Genomic DNA, 22,915 nt, shown 5'->3' with positions numbered 1-22,915 from the left:
CGACGATGCACTCATGGCTCGCACCCGCCCGGCTCGCCGTCGCGGTCTTCCTCGCCGTCGCGCTCTGCTTCTCCGGCTACCACGCGGCGACCGACGCGACGGGGATCGTGAACTACTTCAGCTACTTCACCAACCTCGGCAACCTCGCCGGGATGGCTGTCCTGGGCTACGGCGGCTGGGCCGGGCTGACCGGGCGCCTGCCCGTGCCGGACGCGGTGCGCGGGGCGGTGGTGCTCTACCTGGCCGTCACCGGTCTGGCCTACGGCACGACGCTGGCGAACTACCCGGACCTGCTGGTGATCCCGTGGGTGGCGGACGTGGTCCACCGCGCGATGCCGCTGGTCGTGCTCGCCGACTGGCTGATCGACCCGCCCGCCCAGCGCATCCGCCCGGCGGTGGTGTTCAGCTGGATGGCGTTCCCGCTGGTCTACCTGGTGTACACACTGACCCGCGGCCACGCCGTCGACTGGTACCCCTACCCGTTCCTCGACCCCGCCCGGCCCGGCGGGTACCGCCGGATCGCGGGGGCGTGCTTCCTGATGACGGTGGCCTTCCTGCTGGTCGGCGCCGCCGTCGCCGCGGTGGGCAACGCCCTCGCCGCCCGCCGCGACGCCCGGCAGGGCGCGGTGCCGAACGGGCGGCACGCCCAGGCCGGAACCGGCTGACGTCGGCCCGCCGACCCCCGGCCGATCATCAGCTTTCTCCCAGCTCCCGCTAGGGTTGGTGAGCGCGTGCCCCGGCGGGGGAACCGGGGAGACCTCCTCGGATGTCCTGAGCGGAGGGGGCGGGGAGTTCGAGGCGTGGGAGCAAGCAGGACATGGGTCTGACGAGCCACAAGGTGTTGGCGCTGGCCGTATTGATCGCCGTCGTGATGATGGCCGGCACGGTCTGGCTGTGGCCCAGACTCGCCGAGAAGACCTGGCAGGCGGTGCTCGGCCGGGTCGGGACGCTGCTCGCCACCCAGCTCGCAGTGCTCGCCGCACTCGGTCTGGTGGCGAACAACTACTTCGCCTTCTACAGCAGTTGGGACGACCTGCTGGGAACCGGCAGCACCGGCCCGGTGGTGATCCACAACAAGGCGGACGCCTCCGGCCGACTCATGGTCGAGACCGTCGGCCACGCCTCGGTCCAGGGCGGGGGAGCGTTGGGCCGCGAGCCCAGCCGGTCCGGCGAGATCCGCAAGGTTCGGATCGACGGCAAGGTCAGCCGGCTGTCCACCGAGGGCTACGTCTACCTGCCGCCCCAGTACTTCCAGCCCGAGTACGCGCAGAAGCAGTTCCCAGCCGTGATCGTCAGCACCGGCTTCCCCGGGATCGCCGAGAACCTGATCACCCGCTTCAACTATCCGGGCGCCGCGCTCAAGCTGCTGCAGGACGGCAAGATGCAGCCGACCGTCATGGTTCTGATGCGCCCCTCGCCCGCCCTGCCGCAGGACACCGAGTGCGAGGACATCCCGGGCGGCGCCCAGTCCGACACCTACTTCACCAAGGACGTCCCCTCGGCGATCCAGGCCAGCTTCCGGGTCTCCACCGACCCGCAGGCCTGGGCCTTCATGGGCAACTCCACCGGCGGCTACTGCGCGCTCAAGCTGGCCATGCGCCACCCGGACGTCTTCCCGACCGCCGTCGCCCTGTCCGCGTACTACGACGCCGCCGACGACCCGACCACCGGCGACCTCTTCGGCGGCAGCAAGCAGCGCCGTGACGAGGCCAACCTGATGTGGCGCCTGAAGAACCTGCCCCAGCCGAAGATCTCCGTGCTACTGGCCGGCACCAAGAAGGGCGACGGCAACTACAAGCAGGAAACCGAGGCCTTCATCGACGCGGCGCAGAGCCCGATGAAGGTCTCCTACAGCATGCTGGACAACGGCGGCCACAACTTCGAGACCTGGAGCGCGCTGCTGCCCTCCTCGCTGGAGTGGCTGTCCGACCACCTCAAGGTGCCGAACCAGACCGTCTGACGCCCGCGTCGGACAGACCCGACGACCCGAAGAACCTGAGACTGGACTGAACCCCCGGAGCCACGGCTCCGGGGGTTCAGTCCACGTTCAGGAAGCGCCTCAGGCCACCCGCTCCAGCGTCCCGGTGTGCAGCTGTCCGACCCGGCCGCCCTCGCCCTCGAAGGTCCAGAAGGCCCGCACGGTCAGCTTGTTGAGGTCCATCACATGGCTGACGGTGATCCCGCTCTGCTCCGTCCAGCTGACGAAGTAGATCTCCGGCGCGACCTCGGCGACGTGCAGCAGCACGTCCTCCCACTGGCCCGCCGACTCGCCGAGGCCCTCCCAGCGCAACCGCCTGCCGTCGGCCGAGTAGGTGTTGCGGAAGGCCGCGCCGTTGTCGGCCCGGAAGAGGTAGGTACGGCCGGCGAAGGCGGGCAGGGACGCGGTCATGGTGAGGCGGGACCTCTTCTCTGGAGCGTGGGCGGACCGTACGGGACGGGCGGGAGGTGCAGGGGTCGGGCGGGTCGGGCAGGTCGTGCGGATCGGGCTCGGCGCACTTGTGCACCACGGAAAATGTCAGGGTTCCAATTTATCCGACCGGGCGGACTCGGGCGGCCCGAGCGCCACGGTACGGGCCGCCACCGCGCCACGCCGACCGAGCCTGGGCGAACCCGGGGGAGAGCGGTACCTGCGGTGCCGCCACCTGCCCGTCCACCGGCCTCGCCCAGTACCTGGCCGGCACCGGTCGCAAGGTCTTCGCCATCGGCTTCGCCCACAAGCACGGCGACAACCTGCTCCAGGCCCAGGCCCAGGCCCAGGCCGTCGGCGACGCGCTCGCGCTGATCCGGGCCCGCCTCGGCGTCCCGCAGGTCGACGTGGTCGCCTGGAGCAAGGGCGAGGTCGCCGCCCGGGCGTACGTGTCCTCGGTGCGCCCCTCCTGGGGGAGGACGTACGCGGGCGACGCGCGCCGCCTGGTCACCCTCGGTGGACCGAACGGCGGGCTCGACTACGTCTACGCGCACGGCTGGGACTTCGACCTCGCCACCTGGCCGGCCTGCGGCGGCACCGCCAACGCACCGTCCCCGCACCTCTCAATGGCCTGCTACGGCACCTACACCGCGCAGCCCTGCCTCGGCGTGCTGCCGAGCGGCGGCTACGACTGCTACCCGGGCCAGCGCCAGCTGCTCGCCCGCTGGGACGGCACCTACGGGGTAACACCCCCGCCCAGGACTGGTGGACCACCTACTACGGCGGCCAGGGCTTCTACACCTCCGGCCAGGGCATCCAGGCGGCCGTCGACGCCGGCTCGCTGATCGCCCCGCTCCAACAGGCCGGCGTCCTCGCCTCCGTCCGCACCTACCTGCTGGCCGGCGGGTCGGCCGACATCCCCGGGGTGCTCGACGAGAACCGCGGCCCCAGCGACGGCATCGTCTTCACGGCGAGCGCCCTGGACACCACCGGCATCGCGACGGTCGGCGGCACCCGGCTGCTCACCGGCCTCAACCACCTGGAGCTGGCCTGGTCGCCGGACGCCGAGAGCCAGGTCAACAGCTGGCTCGGCTGACCACCGCGGCTGGCCGCCCCGATCGACGATGGAGCGCCGCGACCGACCACCGTGATCAGCCACTGGGCCACCGTCGGCACCCACCACGGCGCCGACTCGAAGCGCACGTAGCCCGGGAACCGGCCGCTCTCAGGAACGGGCAACCGTCTCGACCACCCTGATGTCGAACGGCTGCCGGTTGCCGCTCGCCTTCCGGTCGTCCGCGCTGAGCACCTCGACCCGGCCACCGCGGAGCCTGCCCTCGGGGAGGTCCGGGTCCAGCCGGACCGGGATCAGGGCGGTCGCGCTGCGCAGCGGCGGCAGTCCGGGCCCGAAGACGCAGCTCACCCGGCGGCCGTGGTGGAGCACCTGGCAGTCGGCGGGGAAGTACGGGCCCTCGGGGGTGACGCCCACGGGCAGGGCGACCACGACGGTGAACGGCGAGGCGGTGGTGTCCGGGCCGCGGTTGGCGACGACGGCGTGGATCGTGGTGGTGCCGCCGGGCGGGGCGGCGTCCGGGGCGAGCCGCACCACTTCCAGGCCGGAACCGGAGGGCACGGCGGCCACGGTGAGGTCCGCGCCCGGCCGGAGGGCGGGCTGCCGCAGCGCCCAGGACGGCACCCCGACCAGCACCGCCGTCGCGCAGCCCGCCGCCACGGCGGCGACCAGCCCGGCGCGGAACCGGCCGACACCGGACCGGCCGGCACCGGACCGGCCGACACCCGACCTCCCGGCACCGAACCGCCCGCTCCGCGCGTCCAGGTGTGCCATCCCCGTTCACCCTGCCCTCACGCTCCGGCCGCCCGCGCCGTAGCGGGCCGCGTCCGCACCAGGGTGGCGGAACCGCAGCCGCCGGCGCGCCGCAACCCGCCCGCCGTCCGTCGAACGAGGGACAGCGCGCCCGGGAGGCGGGGCGGCCCACCTCCCATGCTCAGCACCGTGGTTGACGTGCTGTCAGGGTGCGATGACCTGCCCGAGCCGGGTCGCGATCTGACGCATCACCGGCACCAGCGCGGAGGCGCCCGCCTGCTCCTCCAGCGCCCGGATGCGGGCCTCCGGGCCGGACACCGAGAGCGCGGTGGGCGTCGGCGCGCCGGGGACGGCCAGCGCGATGCAGCGGACGCCGATCTCCTGCTCCTGGTCGTCCACGACGTAGCCGCGCTCGCGCGCCTCGGCGAGCTGACCCATCAGCTCCTGCGGGTCGGTGACCGTGTACTCGGTGTGCGCGGGCAGCGGGTTGGGCCCCAGGACCGCGCGCGCCTCGTCCTCCGGGAGCTGGGCGAGCAGCGCCTTGCCGACACCGGTGCAGTGCGGCTGCACCCGCCGTCCGACCTCGGTGAACATCCGCATCGAGCGCCGCGACTGCACCTGCCCGACGTACACCACCTCGCCGCCCTCCAGCACCGCCAGGTTGGCGGTCTCGCCGGTGGCCTCCATCAGCTCGGCCAGGTACGGGCGGGCCCAGCTGCCGAGCAGGCGGCCGGCGGTCTCGCCGAGGCGGATCAGCCGGGGGCCGAGGGTGTAGCGGCGCGCGGTGTCCTGGCGGACATAGCCCTGCTGGACGAGGGTACGAACCAGTCGGTGGATGGTCGGCATCGGGAGGCCGGAACTGGTGGAGAGCTCGCTGAGCGTGGCCACGCCGCCGGAGTCGGCCAGCGCCTCCAGGAGTTGGAAGGCGCGCTCGACGGACTGCACGCCGCCGCTCGCGCGGTCGGCACCTGTCGTCGATGCTGTGTCGGGGGTCGCAACCACCGGCGTTCCCTTCGCTGTCGGGGAGGAGTAGAGTCCCGGCGACCCAATCAACAAACCGTTGAAATTCTGTATCGCGGAAACTAGTCTCCACCTTACAGAATCGAACTCGCCGACAAGCGGGTTCCGATCGAGGAAGTTCCCAGGGGAGTTCCCACCGGAGCTCCCTTCGCCAGGCTCAACCGTCTTAGGAGTGTCCTGCTCATGGCTGCAGATCAGGGGCCCTCCCCCAGCCTCCGGCCGGGGGTACCCCCAACCGCCTCCCCCGCCGCTCCGGTCGTCACTGTCGCCGGTCCGCGCGTCCACCGGGCGGAGGAGGTGCTCACTCCGGAGGCGGTCGCCTTCGTCGTCGGCCTCCATCGCGCGTTCGAGGGCCGCCGGCAGGAGCTCCTGGCCAGGCGGAGGACCCGCCGCGCCGAGATCGCCCGCACCGGCACGCTGGACTTCCTCCCGGAGACCGCCGACGTCCGGGCCGGTGACTGGAAGGTCGCCGAGGCGCCGCGCGCCCTCCAGGACCGCCGGGTCGAGATCACCGGCCCCACCGACCGCAAGATGGTCATCAACGCGCTCAACTCCGGGGCGAGGATCTGGCTCGCGGACTTCGAGGACGCCACCTCCCCGACCTGGGAGAACGTGGTCGGCGGCCAGGTCAACCTGATCGACGCGTTCGAGGGCCGGATCGACTTCACCAGCGCGGCCGGCAAGGCCTACACCCTCAAGCCAGCCGCCGAACTCGCCACCGTCGTGGTCCGCCCGCGCGGCTGGCACCTGGACGAGAGCCACCTGCTGGTCGACGGCGTCCCGGTGGCCGGCGCGTTCGTCGACTTCGGTCTGTACTTCTTCCACAACGCCGCCCGGCTGCTCGCCAAGGGCGCCGAGGACCCCAACTCCGGGCCGTACTTCTACCTGCCGAAGACCGAGAGCCACCTCGAAGCCCGGCTGTGGAACGACGTCTTCACCCACGCCCAGGCCGAACTCGGCATCCCGCACGGCACCGTCCGCGCCACCGTGCTGATCGAGACCATCACCGCGGCCTTCGAGATGGACGAGATCCTCTACGAGCTGCGCGACCACGCGGCCGGCCTCAACGCGGGGCGCTGGGACTACCTGTTCTCGATTGTCAAGAACTTCCGCGACGCCGGCGAGCACTACATCCTGCCGGACCGCAACAGCGTCACCATGGCCTCGCCGTTCATGGCCGCGTACACCCGGCTGCTGGTGCGGACCTGCCACAAGCGCGGCGCCCACGCGATCGGCGGCATGGCCGCGTTCATCCCCAGCCGCAAGGACCCGGAGGTCAACGCCGCCGCGTTGGAGAAGGTCAAGGCGGACAAGGACCGCGAGGCCGGCAACGGCTTCGACGGCTCCTGGGTCGCCCACCCGGACCTGGTGCCGGTCGCCCGCGCCTCCTTCGACGCGGTGCTCGGTGAGCGCCCCGACCAGAAGGACAACCCGGGGCCGTCCGAGCCGGTCACCGCGGCCGAACTGCTCGACATCGCGGGCGCCGGGGGCACCTGCACCCGCGTCGGGCTGCACAACGCCGTCCAGGTCGGCATCCGCTACATCGAGGCGTGGCTGCGCGGCCTCGGCGCGGTCGGCATCTTCAACATGATGGAGGACGCCGCCACCGCCGAGATCTCCCGCTCGCAGATCTGGCAGTGGATCCACAACGGGGTCGTGCTGTCCGACACCGGCGAGAAGGCCACCGCCGAGCTGGTCCGCACCCTGGTCGCCGCGGAGCTGGCCGAACTCCGCGCCGAGCTGGGCGCCGAGGCCTACGCCGCCGGCCGCTGGCGGGAGGCCGCCCAGCTCTTCGAACAGGTTGCCCTGGCCGGGGAGTTCGCGGACTTCCTGACCCTCCCCGCGCTTCCCCTGCTGGGCTGAGCACCAATCTATCCGTCGGCGCCGCCACTGCCGCCTGTCGGGCTGTAGCAGTTCCGCCACGCCTTTACTCCGTTCCGTACGGCGACGACATCCACCAGTCCTCTCGTCGCCGTGCGGAACGGCTTTTCCATGAGGAGTCCACGTATGGTCCGCATCTTCTTCAACGGGCAGGCCATGGTCGGCGGCCCGTTCCATGCCAAGGTCGCCGACTCGCTGATCGGCCCGGCCCGTACCGCCCCCGGTTACCGCTTCTTCTCCATCGACGACGTCTGCCCCGGGCTCCTGTGCGACGCCACCGTGGACACCGCGATCGAGGGCGAGCTGTACGAGATCACCCTGGAGCACCTGAGGGACGTCATCCTGCCCGGCGAGCCGCGGGAGTTGGAGCTCGGCGTGATCGAACTGGAGGACGGCTCCGCGTGCCTGTCCATGCTGCTCGCACGCGGCGAGGTCGAGCGCGGCGTGCACCGCGAGATCACCCACCACGGTGGCTGGCGCGCCTACCTGGCCACGCTCGGCCGCACCGCCTGAACACACGCCAGCGAACAGGTGGCGGATGACAGCTTTCGTCATCTGTCATCTGTTATCTGTCATCTGTTCGCTGAACTCTGTCCGCCGTCAGCCGCCCGCCCCCGGAAAACGCCGTAGCCCCGAACCCTCGCCGTGGGTCCGGGGCTACGGTCCGCACACCCGGCCGGGCGTACGGAGTCCGGGTCACGCACCGTCCCTGGGCGCCCCGGAGCCACTGGAGCGTCAGACCGGCCGGGAGGCCAGCTCCTTGGCCGCTCGGGCGCAGGCGCGGGCGATCCGGTCCTCGTTGACGGTGGTCAGCTCGCCCTTCTCGACCACGGCGTTGCCGTTGACGAACAGCACCGTCAGCGGCGGCAGCGCGCCGAAGGTGAGGGCCGCGACCGGGTCGGCGATCGAGGAGTGCATGACCCCGTCGATCCTCCACAGCGCCAGGTCGGCGAGCTTGCCGACCTCGATCGAGCCGATCTCGTCCTGCCGCCCGAGCACCCGGGCGCCGCCCATGGTGCCCAGCCGCAGCGCCTGGCGCCCGGTGAGGGCGGTCGGGTAGCCGTGCAGCCGGTTGATCAGCAGCGCGTTGCGCAGCTCCGTCCCCAGCTCGCCGGACTCGTTGGAGGCGGTGCCGTCCACGCCGAGCCCGACCGGCACGCCGGCCTTGAGCATGTCGGGCACCCGGGCGATTCCGGCGGCCAGCCGGGCGTTGGAGGACGGGCAGTGCGCGACGCCGGTGCCGGTCTCGGCGAACTTGGCGATGTCGGAGTCGTTCATGTGGACGCAGTGCGCCATCCAGACGTCCTCGCCGAGCCAGCCCACCGACTCGAAGTAGTCGGTCGGCCCCATGCCGAACAGCTCCTTGCAGAACTGCTCCTCCTCGGCCGTCTCCGAGCCGTGGGTGTGCAGCCGTACGCCCTTGCGGCGGGCGAGTTCGGCGGACTGGCGCAGCAGGTCGGTGGAGACCGAGAACGGCGAGCAGGGAGCCAGCGCGACGTGCAGCATCGAGCCGAAGGAGGAGTCGTGGTACCGGTCCACGGCGGCTTCGGAGGCGGCCAGGATGTCGTCGAGCTCCTCGACCGCGTGGTCCGGCGGCAGCCCGCCGTCCTTCTTGCTGCGGTCCATCGAGCCGCGCAGCGCGGTGAAGCGCAGGCCGAGCTCCTGGACGGCCTCGATGGAGGCGCCGAGGACGTCGCCGCCGTCCTTGGGGAAGACGTAGTGGTGGTCCGAGGCGGTGGTGCAGCCGGACTTGAGCAGGGCGGCGGCCGAGCCCTGGCTGGCGGCGTGGACGAGGTTCTCGTCGATCCGCGCCCAGGTCGGGTAGAGGGCGACCAGCCAGTCGAACAGGATGTCGTCCTGGGCGAGGCCGCGGGTGATCCACTGGTAGAAGTGGTGGTGGGTGTTGACCAGGCCCGGGGTGAGCAGGTGGCCCTCGCCGTTGATCCGGCGCACCACGTTGTCCAGCCACGCCGGGGCGGGGCCGTTGCCGACGGATTCGATCGTGTTGCCGAGGATGACCACGTGGCCTCGGGCGTACTCGGTGTCGGCGGCGTCGACGGTGGCGATCGCGACGTTCTCGATCACGATCCGCTGGTCGGCGGGCGGGGGCTGGACTGCCATGGTGTCACTCCTATGGGGGAGGGCCAGGAGGGGCGCGCACCGGCTGGTGCGCGCCTCTACCCGGACCGGTCAGGACGGTGTCGCCGTCGGCACCGTCGCGTCGGAGGTCTGGTCGGATCTGGTCCGGCGGGCGGTTCCGACGTGGTGGAAGAGCAGGTTGAGCAGGACGGCCATCACGCAGCCGGCCGAGATCCCCGAGTGCATCAGGGTCCGGACGGCCTCCGGGAAGGAGTCGTAGAAGGTCGGTACGGCGATCGGGATGATCCCGACCCCGAGCGAGACCGACACCAGGATGGTGTTGGAGCCGGACTCCATGCCGGCCTCCGCGAGGGTGCGGATCCCGCTCGCCGCGACCGTGCCGAAGAGCACGATCCCGGCGCCGCCGAGTACGGGCTGCGGCACCAGGGAGACGACCGAACCGAGCACGGGGAAGAGCCCCAGCAGGATCAGGACGCCGCCACCGGCCGCGACCACGAAGCGGCTGCGGATCCTCGTCAGCGCCACCAGCCCGATGTTCTGGGCGAAGGCGCTGGCGGCGAAGCCGTTGAAGACGGGGCTGAGCGCGGTGGCCAGTCCGTCGGCCCGTAGGCCGGCGGCGAGCGTGGGTTCGTCGGCCTCGCGCTCCACGATCTTGCCGAGCGCGAGCATGTCGGCGGTGGACTCGGTCATCGAGACCAGCATGACGATGCAGAGCGAGGCGATCGCGGCAGCGTCGAACATCGGCGCGCCGAAGTGGAACGGGGACGGGAGGGCGAAGACCTTCGCCTCCCTGACCGCGCCGAAGTCGGCCAGCCCCAGCGGGAAGGCGATCAGGGTGCCGAACGCCAAACCGACGAGCAGGGACAGCTGCTGCCAGAAGCCGCGCAGCAGCCGGTTGCAGAGCACCACCGCGGCGAGGGTGATCGCGGCGAGGCCGATGGCCCGCATGGAGCCGAACCCGGGGGCGCTCGGCGAGCCGCCGCGCGCCCAGTTCACCGCCACCGGGAGCAGGGACACCCCGATGAGGGTGATCACGGTGCCCTGGACGACCGGGGGGAAGAACCGGATGAGCTTGCAGAAGTACGGCGCCGCGAGGAAGCACAGGACCCCCGCGACGATCACCGCTCCGAAGATCACCGGGAGGGCGGTCTTCGGTCCGTGTTCGTTCGCTATCGCGATCATGGGCGCGACGCCCGCGAACGAGACGCCGTTCACGAACGGCAGCCGCGCGCCGATCCTCCAGACGCCGAGGGTCTGGAGCAGGGTGGCCAGTCCGGCGGTGAACAGGCTGGCCGAGATGAGCAGGGCGAGGTCGGCGGCGGAGAGCCCGACGCCGGCGCCGACGATGAGCGGGGGTGCGACGACCCCCGCGTACATCGCGGCGACGTGCTGGAGCCCCGTGGAGAACAGCTTCATCGGGGGCAGCACCTCGTCCACGGGGTGGGTACCGGACCCGGACGGCTTGCCGGGGAGGCGGTGTGACGTGCCGTCCGGGCCTGGGGTTCTTGCCGGGGTGGAACCGCCGTCTGAACTGCTGGTGGTGCTGGGTGCCATGTCGAGCCCCTCTTGTGCCCGTGGCTCCCGGCGCGCCCGTGGCGCTGGAGACCCCCCGAGGGCGGGACGGCGGAGCAAGGATCCCTCGGGGTGCTTCTCCAGTGCCCCGGGCCGGCCGCCGCGAGGCAGACACGAACTCCGGTTGGTGGGGGTGGAGAAACAGGTGGTGCGGGTGGTGCGGTCCGCCCGGACTCGACCGGCCGGCGCGGGCCGGAGGGTGCGGCGACTCCGGGCGCAGTCCGTGCGGTCGGGGGCGGGGGAGGTCAGGCGACCGGGATGACCGGGACGACGCCCTCGCGGTGCACGGTGCCCTCGATCAGGCCGTACATGCGGTCCGCGGCGTAGTAGACCTCGTTCTCGTTCTTGAGGCCGAAGGGCTCCAGGTCGACGAGGAAGTGGTGCTTGTTGGGCAGTTCGAGGCGTACCTCGTCCACCTCGGCGCGGTTGTTGAGGACCCGGGTTCCCATCGCGTGCAGGGTCTGCTGCAGCGAGTAGGAGTAGGTCTCGGCGAACGCCTCCAGCATGTGCCGCTTCACGTGGGTGTAGGAGCGGTTCCAGTTGGGCTGGGCCTCGCCGTCCCGGCCGCTGTAGCCGAACTTCCAGCGGGCGGTGACCTGGGTGGCGAGGATGCGGTCGTACGCCTCCTGCAGGGTGGTGTACTTGTCCTTGATGTAGCCCCAGAACTCCGAGTTGGTGGAGTTCATGACGATGAGGTCCTTGAGGCCGGAGATGACCTGGACCTTCTCACCGTCGTAGACGACCTCGGTGGTGCGGGTCTCCTGGCCGTTGCGGACGAAGGAGTGGCCGACCTCCTCCGAGCCGATGAAGCGGGCCGAGCTGTCCGGCGTCTTGATCCGGTCCCAGGCGTACTCCTCGATCCGGATCCGGGCGCTGTGCACGACCCCGCGCTCGGTGTCGTCGACGAAGTGCCGGGCCAGGATGATGCCGAAGGCCTCGGCCGACTCGATCCCGTACTCCTTGGCGAAGGCGTAGACGGTGTTCTTGGTGGTGTCGGTGGGAAGGCAGTTGGCGTTCGACCCGGTGAGGTGGACGTCCTCGAACTCGCCCTGGAGGGAGACCGAGACGTTCAGGTCCTTGATCTCGTGGCGGGTGGAGTCACGATAGACCCGGACGATGCGGTTCTCCGCCTTGCCGTACTGGTTCTGACCGAGCACGTGGGCCATGACAGGCTCCTAAGCTTCCAGGTCGGTCTACTAGCTTCCGCGGTAGACCGAGTATCCGAACGGGTTCAGCAGCAGCGGCACGTGGTAGTGCTGCTGCGCGGGCGCGACCGTGAAGACGATCGACACCTCGGGGAAGAACGGCGGCTCCGTGGACTTGAGCGCGTAGTGGGCGCCGGTGTCGAAGAGCAGCCGGACGACCGAGCCCGCCTCCACGGCCGGCAGGTCCTTGACCCGGCCGTCGGAGTCCGTGGTGGAGGTGCCGAGCACCTGCCAGCCACCCTCGGTGTGCAGTGCGAGCTCGACCGGGACGCCCTCGGCCGGGCGGCCGAGGCTGGTGTCGAGCACATGGGTGGAGATGCCAGTCATGGGTGAGGTGACCTTACTGATGGCAGAGATGATGATGCGTCAGGTCTCGGATGGGATGCGACATCCTGGCGGCGCGCGCCGTCCCGTGGAGCATTCTTGACGATGTGTCAGGTCGCGTCGAGGAGGCGGTTGAGCCGAATGTCGTTGATCTTGCGCAGCTCGCCCCGGACGATCTCCGCCTCGGTGGCGGGGTCGTTGGGGTAGCGCTCGCGCAGGGCGGCGAGCATGGTGGCCGCGGTGCGGCCGGTCGCGCAGATCAGGAACACATGGCCGAACTTGGCCTCGTAGGCTGCGTTGGCCCGGTGCAGTTCGTCGAGGACCGCTTGGTCCACGCCCTGGATGCCGGCCTGCTCGCGCTCGGAGGTGGCGTCGCCCGCCTTGGGTCGGCCGATCCGGGCGTGGCCGGCCATCGCGTCGCGCAGGTCCGCGGCGGTCAGTCCTGCCATCGCCGCCGCGTTGGCGGCGAGCAGGGCCTCCCGGCTGGACCAGGGCTGGGCCTCCGCGAGGGCGGCGGCCCAGCGGGGGCTGGAGCATACCTCCAGCAGGAGCTCTTCCAGCTCCGCGGCGTCGGTCGCGGCCAGGGCGTCAAGGGCGTGGGGGTGGTTGGTCACGGGTGGACCTCCTGAAGAGTGGTGCCACCCGGAAAAGCTAGATCGACCCCACCCTGTCGTCAACAGTTTGTTGAACGGTTGGTGGTTACGTTTTGAACCGGCCCGCGATGCCGGGCCCTTTCGTGTGCGATTCGCCAAGTGTGCCCCGCCGTGGGCCGATCCGGACTGTCCACAGCGGCGGGGTCACTCGTTCGGCGGGCCGCTTTGCGGGCTCGCCCAGGAGGGGCCTCGGGCCTCAGGAGGACTTCGTGCCGTCCTGGCGGTTGAGGTAGTTGTACACGGTGAAGCGGCTGACGCCGAGCGCCGAGGCGACCGTCTCGACCCCGTGGCGGACGGTGAAGGCGCCGCGCTCCTCCAGGAGCGCGACGACCCGCTGCTTCTCTCCGCGGTCGAGCTCGGCCAGCGGTCGGCCGTCGAACTGGCGGGTCATCTCGGCCAGTAGCCGGTCCAGCGCACTGCTCAGGTGCGGCAGCCGGATGGCCAGGGCCGGGATGCCCTCCCACTCCAGGACGACGTCCTCGGCCTTCGCCTCGTCCAGCGGGACGGGCGTCGCGCCGACCGCGTCCAGCAGCGGCTTGACCGCCGCGGCGAGCGGGTGCTGCGCGTGCTCGGTCACGGCGTACCGCCCTCCTCGCCCAGCACGCTGACCTGGACCGAGATCCGGGTCGCGCCGGCGTCCAGGGTCTCCCGGAGCAGCCTGGTCACCGCGGTGAGGACCTGGTCGGCCTCGCCCTCGGCGCCGGTCCCGAAGGGGCCGACCGACACATCCAGGCCGGCCTCGTCGACGACCTTGCGGGCCGCCGCGGCGTGCTCGGGGAACGTGTCCAGCTCGAACGGTTCTGTCGTGAACTCCACCATCAATCGCACGTGCTCACTGTATCGAGCGGGGGTGGCGGCGGGCAGGGGCCGGGCACCCGTCCGCAGGTCCCGGGCGGTCCGGAGGGGGCTCCGGGCAACTTCAACAAAATGTTGTGACGCCCTTGACACCCGCTCGGCGAGCCGGAGATGCTTCCACCACACAGAATCCCTCTTCCGGATCGTGGAAGTTGCGGATGAAGGAAGAGAGTGAGAGGTGATGGACGTGACGGCGGCCGCCAAGCACGGCTTCACGGTCAACCTGTCGATCCTGTTCAGCGAACTCCCGCTGCTGGAGCGCCCCGCGGCGGCTGCCGCGGCCGGCTTCACGGCCGCCGAGCTCTGGTGGCCCTTCGGTACGGAGCACAACCCGTCCCGGACCGAACTGGACGCGCTCCGCAAGGCGTTCGGCGACGCGGGGGTCCGGCTCACCGGCCTCAACTACCTGGACGACCTGAGCCGGGGCGTTAGGGGCACCGTCTCGGTCCCGTCCGAGAAGGAGCGGTTCCGCGCCAACGTCCCGGTCGCGGCGGAGCTCGCCGCCTCGCTCGGTGCCACCGCGCTCAACGCGCTGTACGGCAACCGGGTCGAGGGCGTCGAGCCGGCCGAGCAGGACGCGCTGGCGCTGGAGAACCTGGTGCTCGCCGCCCGGGCCGCGCACGGGATCGGCGCGATCCTGCTGATCGAGGCCCTCAACAAGGCCGAGTCCCCGGACTACCCGCTGGTCTCCGCGGCCGCCGCGGTCGAGGTGGTCGACAAGGTCAACGCCGCCACCGGCCTGGGGAACGCCAGATTCCTCTGCGACCTGTACCACCTGGCCAAGAACGGCGAGGACCTGGCGGCGGTCATCGACACCTACGCCGACCGGATCGGCCACGTGCAGATCGCCGACAATCCGGGCCGCAACGAGCCCGGCACCGGCGAGCTGGACTTCGAGGACCTGTTCACCCGGCTCAGCGCCGCCGGCTACCGCGGCCCGATCGGCCTGGAGTACCGCCCCTCCACCGGCGTCAGCGCCGACGGCTTCGGCTGGCTGCCGCGCGAGCTGCGCGCGGCCCGGTAGCGCGGCCCGATCGCGCAGCCCGCCCGCCCGGTAGCCCGCCCGGCAGCCCGCCCGGCAGCCCGGCGGCGCGGCGCACCCGCCGCCCGCCCGGCAAGCCACCACCCACCCCCCCACACGTAAGGAACTCGACGCGATGAGCGCCTCCCGCAAGATCGCCTTCGTCGGCCTCGGCATCATGGGCAAGCCCATGGCCGTCAACCTGGTCAAGGCCGGCCACCGGGTGACCGGCTTCGACCTCTCCCAGGCCTCGATCGACGCCGTCGTCGCGGCCGGCGGCCAGGGCGCCGCCAGCATCGCGGACGCGGTGAAGGACGCCGAGGTCGTCATCACCATGGTGCCGGCCGACCCGCACGTCGAGGCGGTCATCCTCGGCGAGGGCGGCGTCCTGGAGAACGTCAAGGCCGGCACCCTGGTGATCGACATGTCCTCGATCACCCCGCAGACCTCCATCAAGGTCGGCAAGGCCGCCCAGGAGAAGGGCGTGCGCGCCCTGGACGCCCCGGTCTCCGGCGGCGAGGCCGGTGCGGTCGAGGCGGTCCTGTCGATCATGGTCGGCGGTGCGGCGGAGGACTTCGCCGAGGCCGAGCCGCTGTTCGACGCGCTGGGCACCACGGTCGTGCACGTCGGCCCGGCCGGTGCCGGCCAGACCGTCAAGGCCGCCAACCAGCTGATCGTCGCGGTCAACATCCAGGTGCTCGCCGAGGCCGTGGTGTTCCTGGAGAACGCCGGCGTCGACCTCGCCGCCGCGCTGGACGTGCTCGGCGGCGGCCTGGCCGGTTCGACCGTGCTCAACCGCAAGAAGGCGAACATGCTCAATCGCGAGTTCGCCCCCGGCTTCCGGATCGACCTGCACCACAAGGACATGGGCATCGTCACCGACGCCGCCCGTGCCGTGGGCGCCGCGCTGCCGGTCGGCGCCGTGGTGGCCCAGCTGGTCGCCTCCGCCCGGGCCAACGGCGACGGCTCGCTGGACCACTCGGCGCTGCTGCGCGGCGTCGAGCGGCTCTCCGGCCGCGAGGTCGAGTGACACCCCGGGGGCTCCCGAGCGGAGCCCCCGGCCCTGAGCACCTTCTGGTGGCGTGTACCTGATCCGGTCGTGCCCGCGCCGCCAGGAGGCAAGACCCGACCGGCGTGCGGGCCGGGGCTCATCCACCCGCCCGCCGGTCGATCCAGCCGGTGATGCGCGCACCCTCCCTGGGGGCACTTCGGTCGTGCCCAGTGCGCATCGCCCGGCCCCCCTCCCCGCCGAGGGGAGCCCCTCGTACGTCGGAAGCGGGACGAGGGGAACGGCGGGGAGGGGGGCGCACCGCCCGTGCGGGTCGCACCGCCCGTGCGGGCGTGCACCACCCGGGCGGGGGGTCGCATCCCCGAGGCCCCCGGACACATGCTTGTCGAACCACCGTCATACCCGTACGGAAGTGAGGACCACACCATGCCCCCCACCCCCCACCAGGGCCATGTGGTCGTAGCTCCGGACAAGTTCAAGGGCACCCTGGAGGGCGCCGAGGTCGCCGCCCGGATCGCCGCCGGCATCCGGCGCGCCGTGCCCGGCACCGAGGTGCGCGAACTGCCCGTCGCCGACGGCGGCGAGGGCACCCTGGCCGCCGCGCTCGCGGCCGGCTTCACCCGCGTCCCGGCCAAGGTGGCCGGCCCGACCGGCCTGCCGGTGGACGCCGCGCTGGCCGTCCGTGGCGACACCGCCGTGGTCGAGCTGGCCCAGGCCTCCGGCCTCGCCCGGCTCCCCGGCGGCCGGACCGCGCCGCTCGCGGCCGGCTCCTACGGGGTCGGCCAGCTGATCGGCCGGGCCGTCTCGCTGGGCGCCAAGCGGATCGTGCTGGGCCTCGGCGGCAGCGCCGGCACCGACGGCGGCGCCGGCATGGTGCAGGCGCTCGGGGTCAGCCTCCTGGACCCCGAGGGCACCGAACTGCCGCCCGGCGGGGCCGCGTTGCGCAAGCTCGACCGGATCGAGCCCGGCCGGCTGGCCGAGCTGCTGACCGGCGTCGAGATCGTGGTCGCCTGCGACGTGGACAACCCGCTGCTCGGCCCGCGCGGCGCCACCGCCGTCTACGGCCCGCAGAAGGGCGCCGACGGGGCCGACCTGGTGGTCCTGGAGGAGGGCCTGACCCGCTTCGCCGACCAGGTCGCCGCGGTCACCGGCCGCGACGTCCGGGAGGCCCCCGGTGCCGGGGCCGCGGGCGGGGTGGGCTTCGCCGCGCTCGCCCTGCTCGGCGCCACCATGCGACCCGGAATCGAGCTGCTGCTCGAACTGCTGGGTTTCGACGAGGCCGTGCGTGGGGCACGCCTCGTCGTCACCGGCGAGGGCTGCCTGGACGCGCAGACGCTCCACGGCAAGGCCCCCGCCGGAGTCGCCGCGGCGGCTGCCCGGGCGGGGGTTCGGGTGGCCGCTGTGGCGGGCCGGTTGGAGCTCTCCGAGCCCGAGTGGCGTGCGGCCGGGTTCACCCTCGCGATCGCCCTCACCGATCTGGCGGAGCAGCCGGGGGACAGCCTGACCAAGGCCGGTGAGCTGGCCGAGGTCGCGGGGGAGCGGTTGGCCGAAGAGCTGCTGCCGGGCTGAGCCCTCGTACGTTCCTCCATTGACGTTTTGTTGAAGGCGGGCCTAGGCTCCCGGCAATCCTTCGCCTCCGCCCGCGTTCCGCCACCCCCAACTCCCAGGTTTCGGAGGTCCCCCATGCCTGTCGGCCAGCCAGCGGTGATCCGCTCCCGTCGGGTGGTGCTGCCTGACGGCGAGCGCCCCGCGGACGTGCTGATCCGGGACGGGAAGATCGAGCGGGTCGCCGCGCACGGCTCGCTCGCGATCGGCGACGGCGAGCTCGTCGACCTCGGCGACGCGGCCTTGCTGCCCGGCCTGGTCGACACCCACGTGCACGTCAACGAGCCCGGCCGCACCGAGTGGGAGGGCTTCGCCACCGCCACCCGGGCGGCCGCGGCCGGCGGCGTCACCACGATCATCGACATGCCGCTCAACTCGATCCCGCCCACCACCACGGTGGCGGGGCTGGCCGCCAAGCGGAAGACCGCCGAGGGTCAGGCCTGGGTCGACCTCGGCTTCTGGGGCGGCGCCGTCCCCGGCAACGTGCCGGACATCGAACCCCTGTACCGGGAGGGCGTGTTCGGCTTCAAAAGCTTCCTCGCCCCCTCCGGCGTCGACGAGTTCCCGCACGTCGAGGGCGCCGACCTGGAGGCCGCACTGGCCGAGCAGGCCCGGATCGGGGCGCTGGCGATCATCCACGCCGAGGACCCGGCGGTGCTGGCCGCCGCGCCGCAGCAACCCGGCGTCCACTACCGGGACTTCCTCGCCTCCCGCCCCGCCGGCGCGGAGACCGCGGCCGTCGCCCACCTGCTGGCGGCGCTTGACAAGACCGGCTCCCGTCGGACCGGCGCCCGGGTGCACATCCTGCACGTCTCCTCGGCGGCCGTGCTGCCGCTGCTGCGCCGGGCCCGCGAGGACGGCGTCCAGGTGACCGCCGAGACCTGCCCGCACTACCTGACACTGTCGGCCGAGCAGGTGCCGGAGGGAGACACCGCCTTCAAGTGCTGCCCGCCGATCCGCGACGAGGCCAACCGGGACGCGCTCTGGGAGGCCCTGGGGCGCGGCGAGTTCATCGCCGTCGTCTCCGACCACTCCCCGTCCACTCCCGACCTCAAGTCGCTGCCCGAGTACGGCGGCAGCGGTGACTTCGCGGCAGCCTGGGGCGGCATCGCCTCGCTGCAGCTGGGCCTGCCGGCCGTCTGGACCGAGGCCCGCCGGCGCGGCCACACCCTGGCCGACGTGGTGCGCTGGATGTCCGCCGGACCGGCCGAGCTGGTCGGCCTCAGCGGCATCAAGGGCGCCATCGCGGCGGGCTGCGACGCCGACCTGGTCGCCTTCGACCCTAACGGCGAATTCGCCGTCCACGCGGGCGAGTTGCATCACCGCAACCCGGTCACCCCGTACGCGGGACGGACCTTGACCGGCGCCGTCCGCACCACCTGGCTGCGCGGCCGCGCGGTGGACACCGGCGGCGAGCCGTTCGGCCGCCAGCTCACCCGGCCCGCCAACCCCATTTTCGAAAGCACTTCTTGAGCCGACACGGCCTGTACCGACACCGTCTTCCGAGGAGAGTCAGTGACCACTGCCGACACCCCGAGCGCTCCCTTCGCCGAGCTGGTCGACCTGGCCTCCCGGCTGCTCGGCGCGGGCGTCGTCGCCACCAATGAGGACACCTTCGCGGACGCGGAGAACCTGCTGGTCGCCAAGCCCGCCGAGTTCCGCCCGCACACCTTCGGCCACAAGGGCCAGATCATGGACGGCTGGGAGTCCAAGCGCCGGCGCGGCGTCTCCGCCGACCAGCCGCACCCCACCGACCAGGACCACGACTGGGCGATCGTCCGGCTCGGCGTCGGCGGCGTGATCCGCGGCCTCATCGTCGACACCGCCCACTTCACCGGCAACTATCCGGAGAGCGCCTCGGTCGAGGCCGCCTCCGTCCCCGGGCACCCCTCGCCCGAGGAACTGCAGGACGCCGAGTGGACCGTCATCCTGCCGCGCACCCCGCTCCAGGGCGACACCACCCACGAGTTCGCCGTCCAGGACGACACCCGCTACACCCACGTGCGGCTGAACATCTTCCCGGACGGCGGCGTCGCCCGGCTCCGGGTGCACGGCGAGGTGCTGCCCGACCCGCGCGAACTGGACGGCCTCACCTTCGACCTGGCCGCCCAGGAGTACGGCGGCGTGGCCGAGGCGGCCTCCGACCGCTACTTCTCCTCCCCGCACAACCTGAACGCTCCCGGTCGCGCCTCCGTCATGGGCGAGGGCTGGGAGACCCGGCGTCGGCGCGACAAGGCCAACGACTGGGTACAGATCGCCCTGGCCGGGGGCGGCGAGGTCCTGGCCGCCGAGGTGGACACCACCCACTTCGTCGCCAATGCCCCCGGCTGGGCCGACCTGATCGGCTTCGACGCCTCGACCGGGCAGGACCCGGCCGAGGGCGAGTGGTTCGAGATCCTGCCCCGCACCCGTCTGCAGCCCGACACCCGGCACCGCTTCCGGCTCGACGTGGGCCGCCCGGTGACCCATGTGCGGATCAACGTCTACCCGGACGGCGGGCTCGCCCGCCTCCGGCTCACCGGCCGCCTCACCGAGGCCGGCCGCGCGGCCCTCGCGCTGCGCTGGTTCAACGCCGTCCCGGCCGCCGAGGCCGCGGCCGCGCTCACCGCCGCCGGCCTGGCCGGCGAGGAGGCCGCCGCGCTGACCGCCGCCCGTCCGCTGGCGGACCCGGCCGCGGCCGCCGCCGCGGTGGCCGGCCTCCAGCCGTCCGACGGCCCCGACGGCGAGCACTCCGCCCGCCGCCGCTCGGCGCTCTGGCGCCTGCTCGGCATTTGAGCCGCGGCGCTCGCCCACCTCTCCACGCACCGCCTTTTCGAGACCTGAAGGACCCTCCATGTCCAAGATCCTGACCACGGAGTCCGGCGCCCCGGTCGCCGACAACCAGAACTCGGCCTCGGCCGGCGAGTACGGCCCGCTGCTGATCCAGGACCAGCACCTGCTGGAGAAGCTGGCCCGGTTCAACCGCGAGCGCATCCCGGAGCGCGTCGTGCACGCCCGCGGCTCCGGCGCGTACGGCTACTTCGAGGTCACCGACGAGGTGTCGCAGTACACCCGGGCGGCGTTCCTGTCCGAGGTCGGCAAGCGCACCGAGGTCTTCCTGCGCTTCTCCACCGTGGCCGGCAACCTGGGCGCCAGCGACGCGGTGCGCGACCCGCGCGGCTTCGCGCTGAAGTTCTACACCGAGGACGGCAACTACGACCTCGTCGGCAACAACACCCCGGTGTTCTTCATCAAGGACCCGATCAAGTTCCCCGACTTCATCCACTCGCAGAAGCGCGACCCGTACACCGGCGTGCAGGAGGCGGACAACGTCTGGGACTTCTGGGCCCACTCGCCGGCCTCGACCCACCAGATCACCTGGCTGTTCGGCGACCGCGGCATCCCGGCCTCGTACCGCCACATGAACGGCTACGGCTCGCACACCTACCAGTGGGTCACCGCCGAGGGCGAGGCCTACTGGGTGAAGTACCACTTCAAGACCAACCAGGGCATCCGCTCCCTGGACGGCGGCCAGGCCGCCGAGGTGGTCGGCGCCGACGCCGACTCGCACCAGCGCGACCTGCACCAGGCCATCGAGCGCGGGGTGTTCCCGTCCTGGACCCTCTACGTCCAGCTGATGCCGGTCGCCGAGGCGGCGGACTACCGCTTCAACCCCTTCGACCTCACCAAGGTGTGGCCGCACGCCGACTACCCGCTGGTCAAGGTCGGCCGCCTGGTGCTCAACAAGAACCCGGAGAACGTCTTCGCCGAGGTCGAGCAGGCCGCGTTCTCGCCGAACAACTTCGTGCCCGGCATCGGCCCGTCCCCGGACAAGATGCTCCAGGGCCGGCTGTTCGCCTACGCGGACGCCCAGCGGTACCGCCTCGGCGTCAACCACACCCTGCTGCCGGTGAACGCCCCGCGCGCCACCGAGGCCGCCAACTACGGCCGGGACGGCCTCATGGCCGTCAACAGCGCCGGCCGCGGCAAGAACTACGAGCCCAACTCGTACGACGGCCCGACCCAGAGCGACAGCGCGCTTGCCGCGCCGGTCAAGGTGGACGGCCACACCGGCACCCACACCACGCCGGTCCACACCAAGGACGACGACTTCTTCCAGGCCGGCGAGCTGTACCGGCTGATGTCGGAGGGCGAGAAGGCCCGCCTGGTCGACAACATCGCGGGCTTCCTGGCGCAGGTGACGCGGGACGACGTGGTGGAGAAGAACCTGGCCCACTTCCACGCCGCCGACGAGGAGTACGGCGCCCGGGTCGAGGCCGCCGTCGCCAAGCTGCGCGCCGGCGACGAGGGCTGATCCTGACTCAGGGGCCGGGGACCGACTGACCGGCCGCCCCTTCCGCACCCCCTCACCGGCCGCCGGGGCCCGCACCCCGGCGGCCGCATGACGGGCCCCTCCCCCCAGGGCAGTGGGGGAGGGGCCCGTCGGGCGTCGTGCGGCCGGAGTCGTCCCGTGGGGCCCCTTTTACCAGCCGACCGGCAGCTGCTCCACGGAATGTTCACGGATATTCACGGACGCCAGTTGCCGGGCCCGCCGGGTGGATAGGCTGGAGGCCGCCCGCGGTCGCTCCGTGGGGGACATCGGAAGGGGACGACATGTCGACACCAGCCCCGGGTCGTCACGCCGCGCTGGACCAGGGTCTGACGGGCCCGTTCACCTCCCTGCAGTACGCCCTCAGACTGCTGGAGGCCGTCGACCGGCACCCCGACGGTGCCACCCTGGTCGCCCTCGCCAGGGAGACCTCGCTCGGCCTGCCGACCGTCCGGCGGCTCGCCGAGCTCCTCGAGATCGAGGGCTACCTCCAGTGCCAGGACGGCGGTTGGGTGCTCGGCGGTACCTTCGCCCTGCTCGGACAGCACAACCGGGAGCAGCTCGTCAAGGCCCGGCTGAACCGTAAACTCGCAGAACTCCGGGACGAGTTGGGCGCCGCAGTGTACTTCAGCCGGTACCACGACGGGGAGTTGTCGGTCGAGGCGGTCTCGGCATCCGACTTCGCGCCGGCCGTCCAGGAGTGGGTGGACTTCCGCGCCACCGCGCACGCCAGCGCGATCGGCAAGTGCCTGCTCAGCCAGCTGGACGTGGACGGCCGGCGCGACCACCTCTCCCGGCACCCGGTCGCCCGGCTCACCTCCCGCACCGTCACCGACGCCGACCAGCTGATGCACCGGCTGGAGCGGCAGCCGGCCACCGTGCCGGTGCTGGACATCCAGGAGTACGCCCTCGGCACGGTGTGCGCCGCGGTGCCGATCACGGCCGGCAGCACGGTCGGCTGCCTGGCCACCTCGATGCCGGTGGACAACATCCACAAGCTGAAGGCCGCCGCCGAGCTGCTGGCGGCCCGGGCGGCGCCGCTGATGCTGGCGATGGCGGTCTGAGCGGCGCCGCCGCGCGCTGCCCGGCCCTGCTTGACGGGCCCCGTCGGACGTCTCGCGTCCGGCGG

General features: G+C 72.1%; 22 protein-coding genes and 1 pseudogene. 13 read left to right on the top strand and 10 right to left on the bottom strand.

What is annotated here, in order from left to right:
- Nucleotides 1–5: 5 nt before the first annotated feature.
- Nucleotides 6–665 (top strand): Pr6Pr family membrane protein, encoded by a 660-nt coding sequence (locus ACH4E7_RS05840; protein ID WP_396247739.1) that lies wholly within the window; start codon nucleotides 6–8, stop codon nucleotides 663–665.
- A 152-nt stretch (nucleotides 666–817) separates the two neighbouring features.
- Complete coding sequence (locus ACH4E7_RS05835; protein ID WP_396247738.1) at nucleotides 818–1,960, top strand: alpha/beta hydrolase; 1,143 nt, start codon at nucleotides 818–820, stop codon at nucleotides 1,958–1,960.
- A 99-nt stretch (nucleotides 1,961–2,059) separates the two neighbouring features.
- Here the strand turns inward: ACH4E7_RS05835 and ACH4E7_RS05830 are convergent, their stop codons facing one another.
- Nucleotides 2,060–2,389, bottom strand: coding sequence for a MoaF-related domain-containing protein (locus ACH4E7_RS05830; RefSeq protein WP_396247737.1), 330 nt, complete (start codon nucleotides 2,387–2,389; stop codon nucleotides 2,060–2,062).
- Between the two features lie 107 nt (nucleotides 2,390–2,496).
- Here ACH4E7_RS05830 and ACH4E7_RS05825 point away from each other — a divergent pair, with 107 nt between their 5' ends.
- Nucleotides 2,497–3,252, top strand: a complete 756-nt coding sequence (locus ACH4E7_RS05825) for an esterase/lipase family protein (protein ID WP_396247736.1) — start codon at nucleotides 2,497–2,499, stop codon at nucleotides 3,250–3,252.
- Nucleotides 3,253–3,332: 80 nt separating this feature from the next.
- Entirely contained in the window at nucleotides 3,333–3,503 is a 171-nt protein-coding gene (locus ACH4E7_RS05820; RefSeq protein WP_396247735.1) for a hypothetical protein, read from the top strand.
- Between the two features lie 129 nt (nucleotides 3,504–3,632).
- On the opposite strand, the gene ACH4E7_RS05815 is transcribed toward ACH4E7_RS05820, so the two are convergent.
- Both ACH4E7_RS05815 and ACH4E7_RS05810 read right to left on the bottom strand, forming a co-directional pair.
- On the bottom strand, nucleotides 3,633–4,253 hold the full coding sequence (locus ACH4E7_RS05815) for a hypothetical protein (RefSeq protein WP_396247734.1): 621 nt from the start codon (nucleotides 4,251–4,253) through the stop codon (nucleotides 3,633–3,635).
- Between the two features lie 183 nt (nucleotides 4,254–4,436).
- On the bottom strand, nucleotides 4,437–5,234 hold the full coding sequence (locus tag ACH4E7_RS05810) for an IclR family transcriptional regulator (RefSeq protein WP_396247733.1): 798 nt from the start codon (nucleotides 5,232–5,234) through the stop codon (nucleotides 4,437–4,439).
- A 201-nt stretch (nucleotides 5,235–5,435) separates the two neighbouring features.
- Here ACH4E7_RS05810 and aceB point away from each other — a divergent pair, with 201 nt between their 5' ends.
- Both aceB and ACH4E7_RS05800 read left to right on the top strand, forming a co-directional pair.
- On the top strand, nucleotides 5,436–7,115 hold the full coding sequence (gene aceB, locus ACH4E7_RS05805; protein ID WP_396247732.1) for a malate synthase A: 1,680 nt from the start codon (nucleotides 5,436–5,438) through the stop codon (nucleotides 7,113–7,115).
- Nucleotides 7,116–7,259: 144 nt separating this feature from the next.
- Nucleotides 7,260–7,646: a gamma-glutamylcyclotransferase gene (locus ACH4E7_RS05800; protein ID WP_396247731.1), complete on the top strand. Its 387-nt coding sequence runs from the start codon at nucleotides 7,260–7,262 to the stop codon at nucleotides 7,644–7,646.
- A gap of 222 nt (nucleotides 7,647–7,868) precedes the next feature.
- On the opposite strand, the gene ACH4E7_RS05795 is transcribed toward ACH4E7_RS05800, so the two are convergent.
- The 7 genes from ACH4E7_RS05795 to ACH4E7_RS05765 all read right to left on the bottom strand — a co-directional run bounded on the left by ACH4E7_RS05795 (nucleotide 7,869) and on the right by ACH4E7_RS05765 (nucleotide 13,806).
- Complete coding sequence (locus tag ACH4E7_RS05795; RefSeq protein ID WP_396247730.1) at nucleotides 7,869–9,254, bottom strand: 8-oxoguanine deaminase; 1,386 nt, start codon at nucleotides 9,252–9,254, stop codon at nucleotides 7,869–7,871.
- 69 nt (nucleotides 9,255–9,323) lie between these two features.
- Nucleotides 9,324–10,787 carry a nucleobase:cation symporter-2 family protein gene (locus ACH4E7_RS05790; RefSeq protein ID WP_396247729.1) on the bottom strand — a complete coding sequence of 488 codons (1,464 nt, stop codon included), beginning with the start codon at nucleotides 10,785–10,787 and terminating at the stop codon, nucleotides 9,324–9,326.
- A gap of 263 nt (nucleotides 10,788–11,050) precedes the next feature.
- Complete coding sequence (pucL, locus tag ACH4E7_RS05785) at nucleotides 11,051–11,971, bottom strand: factor-independent urate hydroxylase (protein WP_396247728.1); 921 nt, start codon at nucleotides 11,969–11,971, stop codon at nucleotides 11,051–11,053.
- 30 nt (nucleotides 11,972–12,001) lie between these two features.
- Nucleotides 12,002–12,337 carry a hydroxyisourate hydrolase gene (gene uraH, locus ACH4E7_RS05780; RefSeq protein WP_396247727.1) on the bottom strand — a complete coding sequence of 112 codons (336 nt, stop codon included), beginning with the start codon at nucleotides 12,335–12,337 and terminating at the stop codon, nucleotides 12,002–12,004.
- A gap of 107 nt (nucleotides 12,338–12,444) precedes the next feature.
- A complete protein-coding gene (uraD, locus tag ACH4E7_RS05775) occupies nucleotides 12,445–12,948 on the bottom strand; it encodes a 2-oxo-4-hydroxy-4-carboxy-5-ureidoimidazoline decarboxylase (RefSeq protein WP_396247726.1) in 504 nt (167 codons plus the stop codon).
- A 235-nt stretch (nucleotides 12,949–13,183) separates the two neighbouring features.
- The gene (locus ACH4E7_RS05770) at nucleotides 13,184–13,564 is read right to left on the bottom strand and encodes a helix-turn-helix domain-containing protein (RefSeq protein WP_396247725.1); all 381 of its coding nucleotides are present in this window, start codon (nucleotides 13,562–13,564) and stop codon (nucleotides 13,184–13,186) included.
- Nucleotides 13,561–13,806, bottom strand: a complete 246-nt coding sequence (locus ACH4E7_RS05765; protein ID WP_396247891.1) for a thiamine-binding protein — start codon at nucleotides 13,804–13,806, stop codon at nucleotides 13,561–13,563. The genes ACH4E7_RS05770 and ACH4E7_RS05765 overlap by 4 nt, the downstream gene beginning before the upstream one ends.
- A 217-nt stretch (nucleotides 13,807–14,023) precedes the next feature.
- On the opposite strand from ACH4E7_RS05765, the gene ACH4E7_RS05760 reads away from it, so the two are divergent.
- From ACH4E7_RS05760 to ACH4E7_RS05730, 7 genes and pseudogenes are all read left to right on the top strand, one after another.
- Nucleotides 14,024–14,866, top strand: a complete 843-nt coding sequence (locus ACH4E7_RS05760) for a TIM barrel protein (protein ID WP_396247890.1) — start codon at nucleotides 14,024–14,026, stop codon at nucleotides 14,864–14,866.
- Between the two features lie 133 nt (nucleotides 14,867–14,999).
- Entirely contained in the window at nucleotides 15,000–15,893 is an 894-nt protein-coding gene (locus ACH4E7_RS05755; RefSeq protein ID WP_396247724.1) for a 2-hydroxy-3-oxopropionate reductase, read from the top strand.
- A 405-nt stretch (nucleotides 15,894–16,298) separates the two neighbouring features.
- The gene (locus ACH4E7_RS05750; protein WP_396247723.1) at nucleotides 16,299–17,441 is read left to right on the top strand and encodes a glycerate kinase; all 1,143 of its coding nucleotides are present in this window, start codon (nucleotides 16,299–16,301) and stop codon (nucleotides 17,439–17,441) included.
- A gap of 114 nt (nucleotides 17,442–17,555) precedes the next feature.
- Entirely contained in the window at nucleotides 17,556–18,950 is a 1,395-nt protein-coding gene (gene allB / locus ACH4E7_RS05745; RefSeq protein ID WP_396247722.1) for an allantoinase AllB, read from the top strand.
- 42 nt (nucleotides 18,951–18,992) lie between these two features.
- Nucleotides 18,993–20,039 (top strand): annotated as a pseudogene (gene alc / locus ACH4E7_RS05740) (allantoicase); the annotation flags it as partial.
- 271 nt (nucleotides 20,040–20,310) lie between these two features.
- On the top strand, nucleotides 20,311–21,771 hold the full coding sequence (locus ACH4E7_RS05735) for a catalase (RefSeq protein ID WP_396247721.1): 1,461 nt from the start codon (nucleotides 20,311–20,313) through the stop codon (nucleotides 21,769–21,771).
- Between the two features lie 299 nt (nucleotides 21,772–22,070).
- The gene (locus ACH4E7_RS05730) at nucleotides 22,071–22,850 is read left to right on the top strand and encodes an IclR family transcriptional regulator C-terminal domain-containing protein (protein ID WP_355670668.1); all 780 of its coding nucleotides are present in this window, start codon (nucleotides 22,071–22,073) and stop codon (nucleotides 22,848–22,850) included.
- Nucleotides 22,851–22,915 lie beyond the last annotated feature (65 nt).

Source organism: Kitasatospora sp. NPDC018058 (genome assembly GCF_044327205.1).
GTDB lineage: Bacteria > Actinomycetota > Actinomycetes > Streptomycetales > Streptomycetaceae > Kitasatospora.
The sequence above is the reverse complement of the archived record's forward strand: the minus strand, read 5'-3'. Positions and strand labels throughout refer to the sequence as shown.

What these genes read in the sequence shown, in the direction of transcription:
- ACH4E7_RS05840 (WP_396247739.1), top strand. Translation starts at nt 6, where the DNA reads ATGCACTCATGGCTCGCACCCGCCCGGCTCGCCGTCGCGGTCTTCCTC.
- ACH4E7_RS05755 (WP_396247724.1), top strand. Translation starts at nt 15,000, where the DNA reads ATGAGCGCCTCCCGCAAGATCGCCTTCGTCGGCCTCGGCATCATGGGC.
- ACH4E7_RS05750 (WP_396247723.1), top strand. Translation starts at nt 16,299, where the DNA reads ATGCCCCCCACCCCCCACCAGGGCCATGTGGTCGTAGCTCCGGACAAG.
- ACH4E7_RS05735 (WP_396247721.1), top strand. Translation starts at nt 20,311, where the DNA reads ATGTCCAAGATCCTGACCACGGAGTCCGGCGCCCCGGTCGCCGACAAC.
- ACH4E7_RS05790 (WP_396247729.1), bottom strand. Translation starts at nt 10,787, where the DNA reads ATGGCACCCAGCACCACCAGCAGTTCAGACGGCGGTTCCACCCCGGCA.
- ACH4E7_RS05815 (WP_396247734.1), bottom strand. Translation starts at nt 4,253, where the DNA reads ATGGCACACCTGGACGCGCGGAGCGGGCGGTTCGGTGCCGGGAGGTCG.
- uraH (WP_396247727.1), bottom strand. Translation starts at nt 12,337, where the DNA reads ATGACTGGCATCTCCACCCATGTGCTCGACACCAGCCTCGGCCGCCCG.
- ACH4E7_RS05830 (WP_396247737.1), bottom strand. Translation starts at nt 2,389, where the DNA reads ATGACCGCGTCCCTGCCCGCCTTCGCCGGCCGTACCTACCTCTTCCGG.
- ACH4E7_RS05730 (WP_355670668.1), top strand. Translation starts at nt 22,071, where the DNA reads ATGTCGACACCAGCCCCGGGTCGTCACGCCGCGCTGGACCAGGGTCTG.
- aceB (WP_396247732.1), top strand. Translation starts at nt 5,436, where the DNA reads ATGGCTGCAGATCAGGGGCCCTCCCCCAGCCTCCGGCCGGGGGTACCC.
- ACH4E7_RS05835 (WP_396247738.1), top strand. Translation starts at nt 818, where the DNA reads ATGGGTCTGACGAGCCACAAGGTGTTGGCGCTGGCCGTATTGATCGCC.
- allB (WP_396247722.1), top strand. Translation starts at nt 17,556, where the DNA reads ATGCCTGTCGGCCAGCCAGCGGTGATCCGCTCCCGTCGGGTGGTGCTG.
- ACH4E7_RS05760 (WP_396247890.1), top strand. Translation starts at nt 14,024, where the DNA reads ATGGACGTGACGGCGGCCGCCAAGCACGGCTTCACGGTCAACCTGTCG.
- ACH4E7_RS05765 (WP_396247891.1), bottom strand. Translation starts at nt 13,806, where the DNA reads ATGGTGGAGTTCACGACAGAACCGTTCGAGCTGGACACGTTCCCCGAG.
- pucL (WP_396247728.1), bottom strand. Translation starts at nt 11,971, where the DNA reads ATGGCCCACGTGCTCGGTCAGAACCAGTACGGCAAGGCGGAGAACCGC.
- ACH4E7_RS05800 (WP_396247731.1), top strand. Translation starts at nt 7,260, where the DNA reads ATGGTCCGCATCTTCTTCAACGGGCAGGCCATGGTCGGCGGCCCGTTC.
- ACH4E7_RS05795 (WP_396247730.1), bottom strand. Translation starts at nt 9,254, where the DNA reads ATGGCAGTCCAGCCCCCGCCCGCCGACCAGCGGATCGTGATCGAGAAC.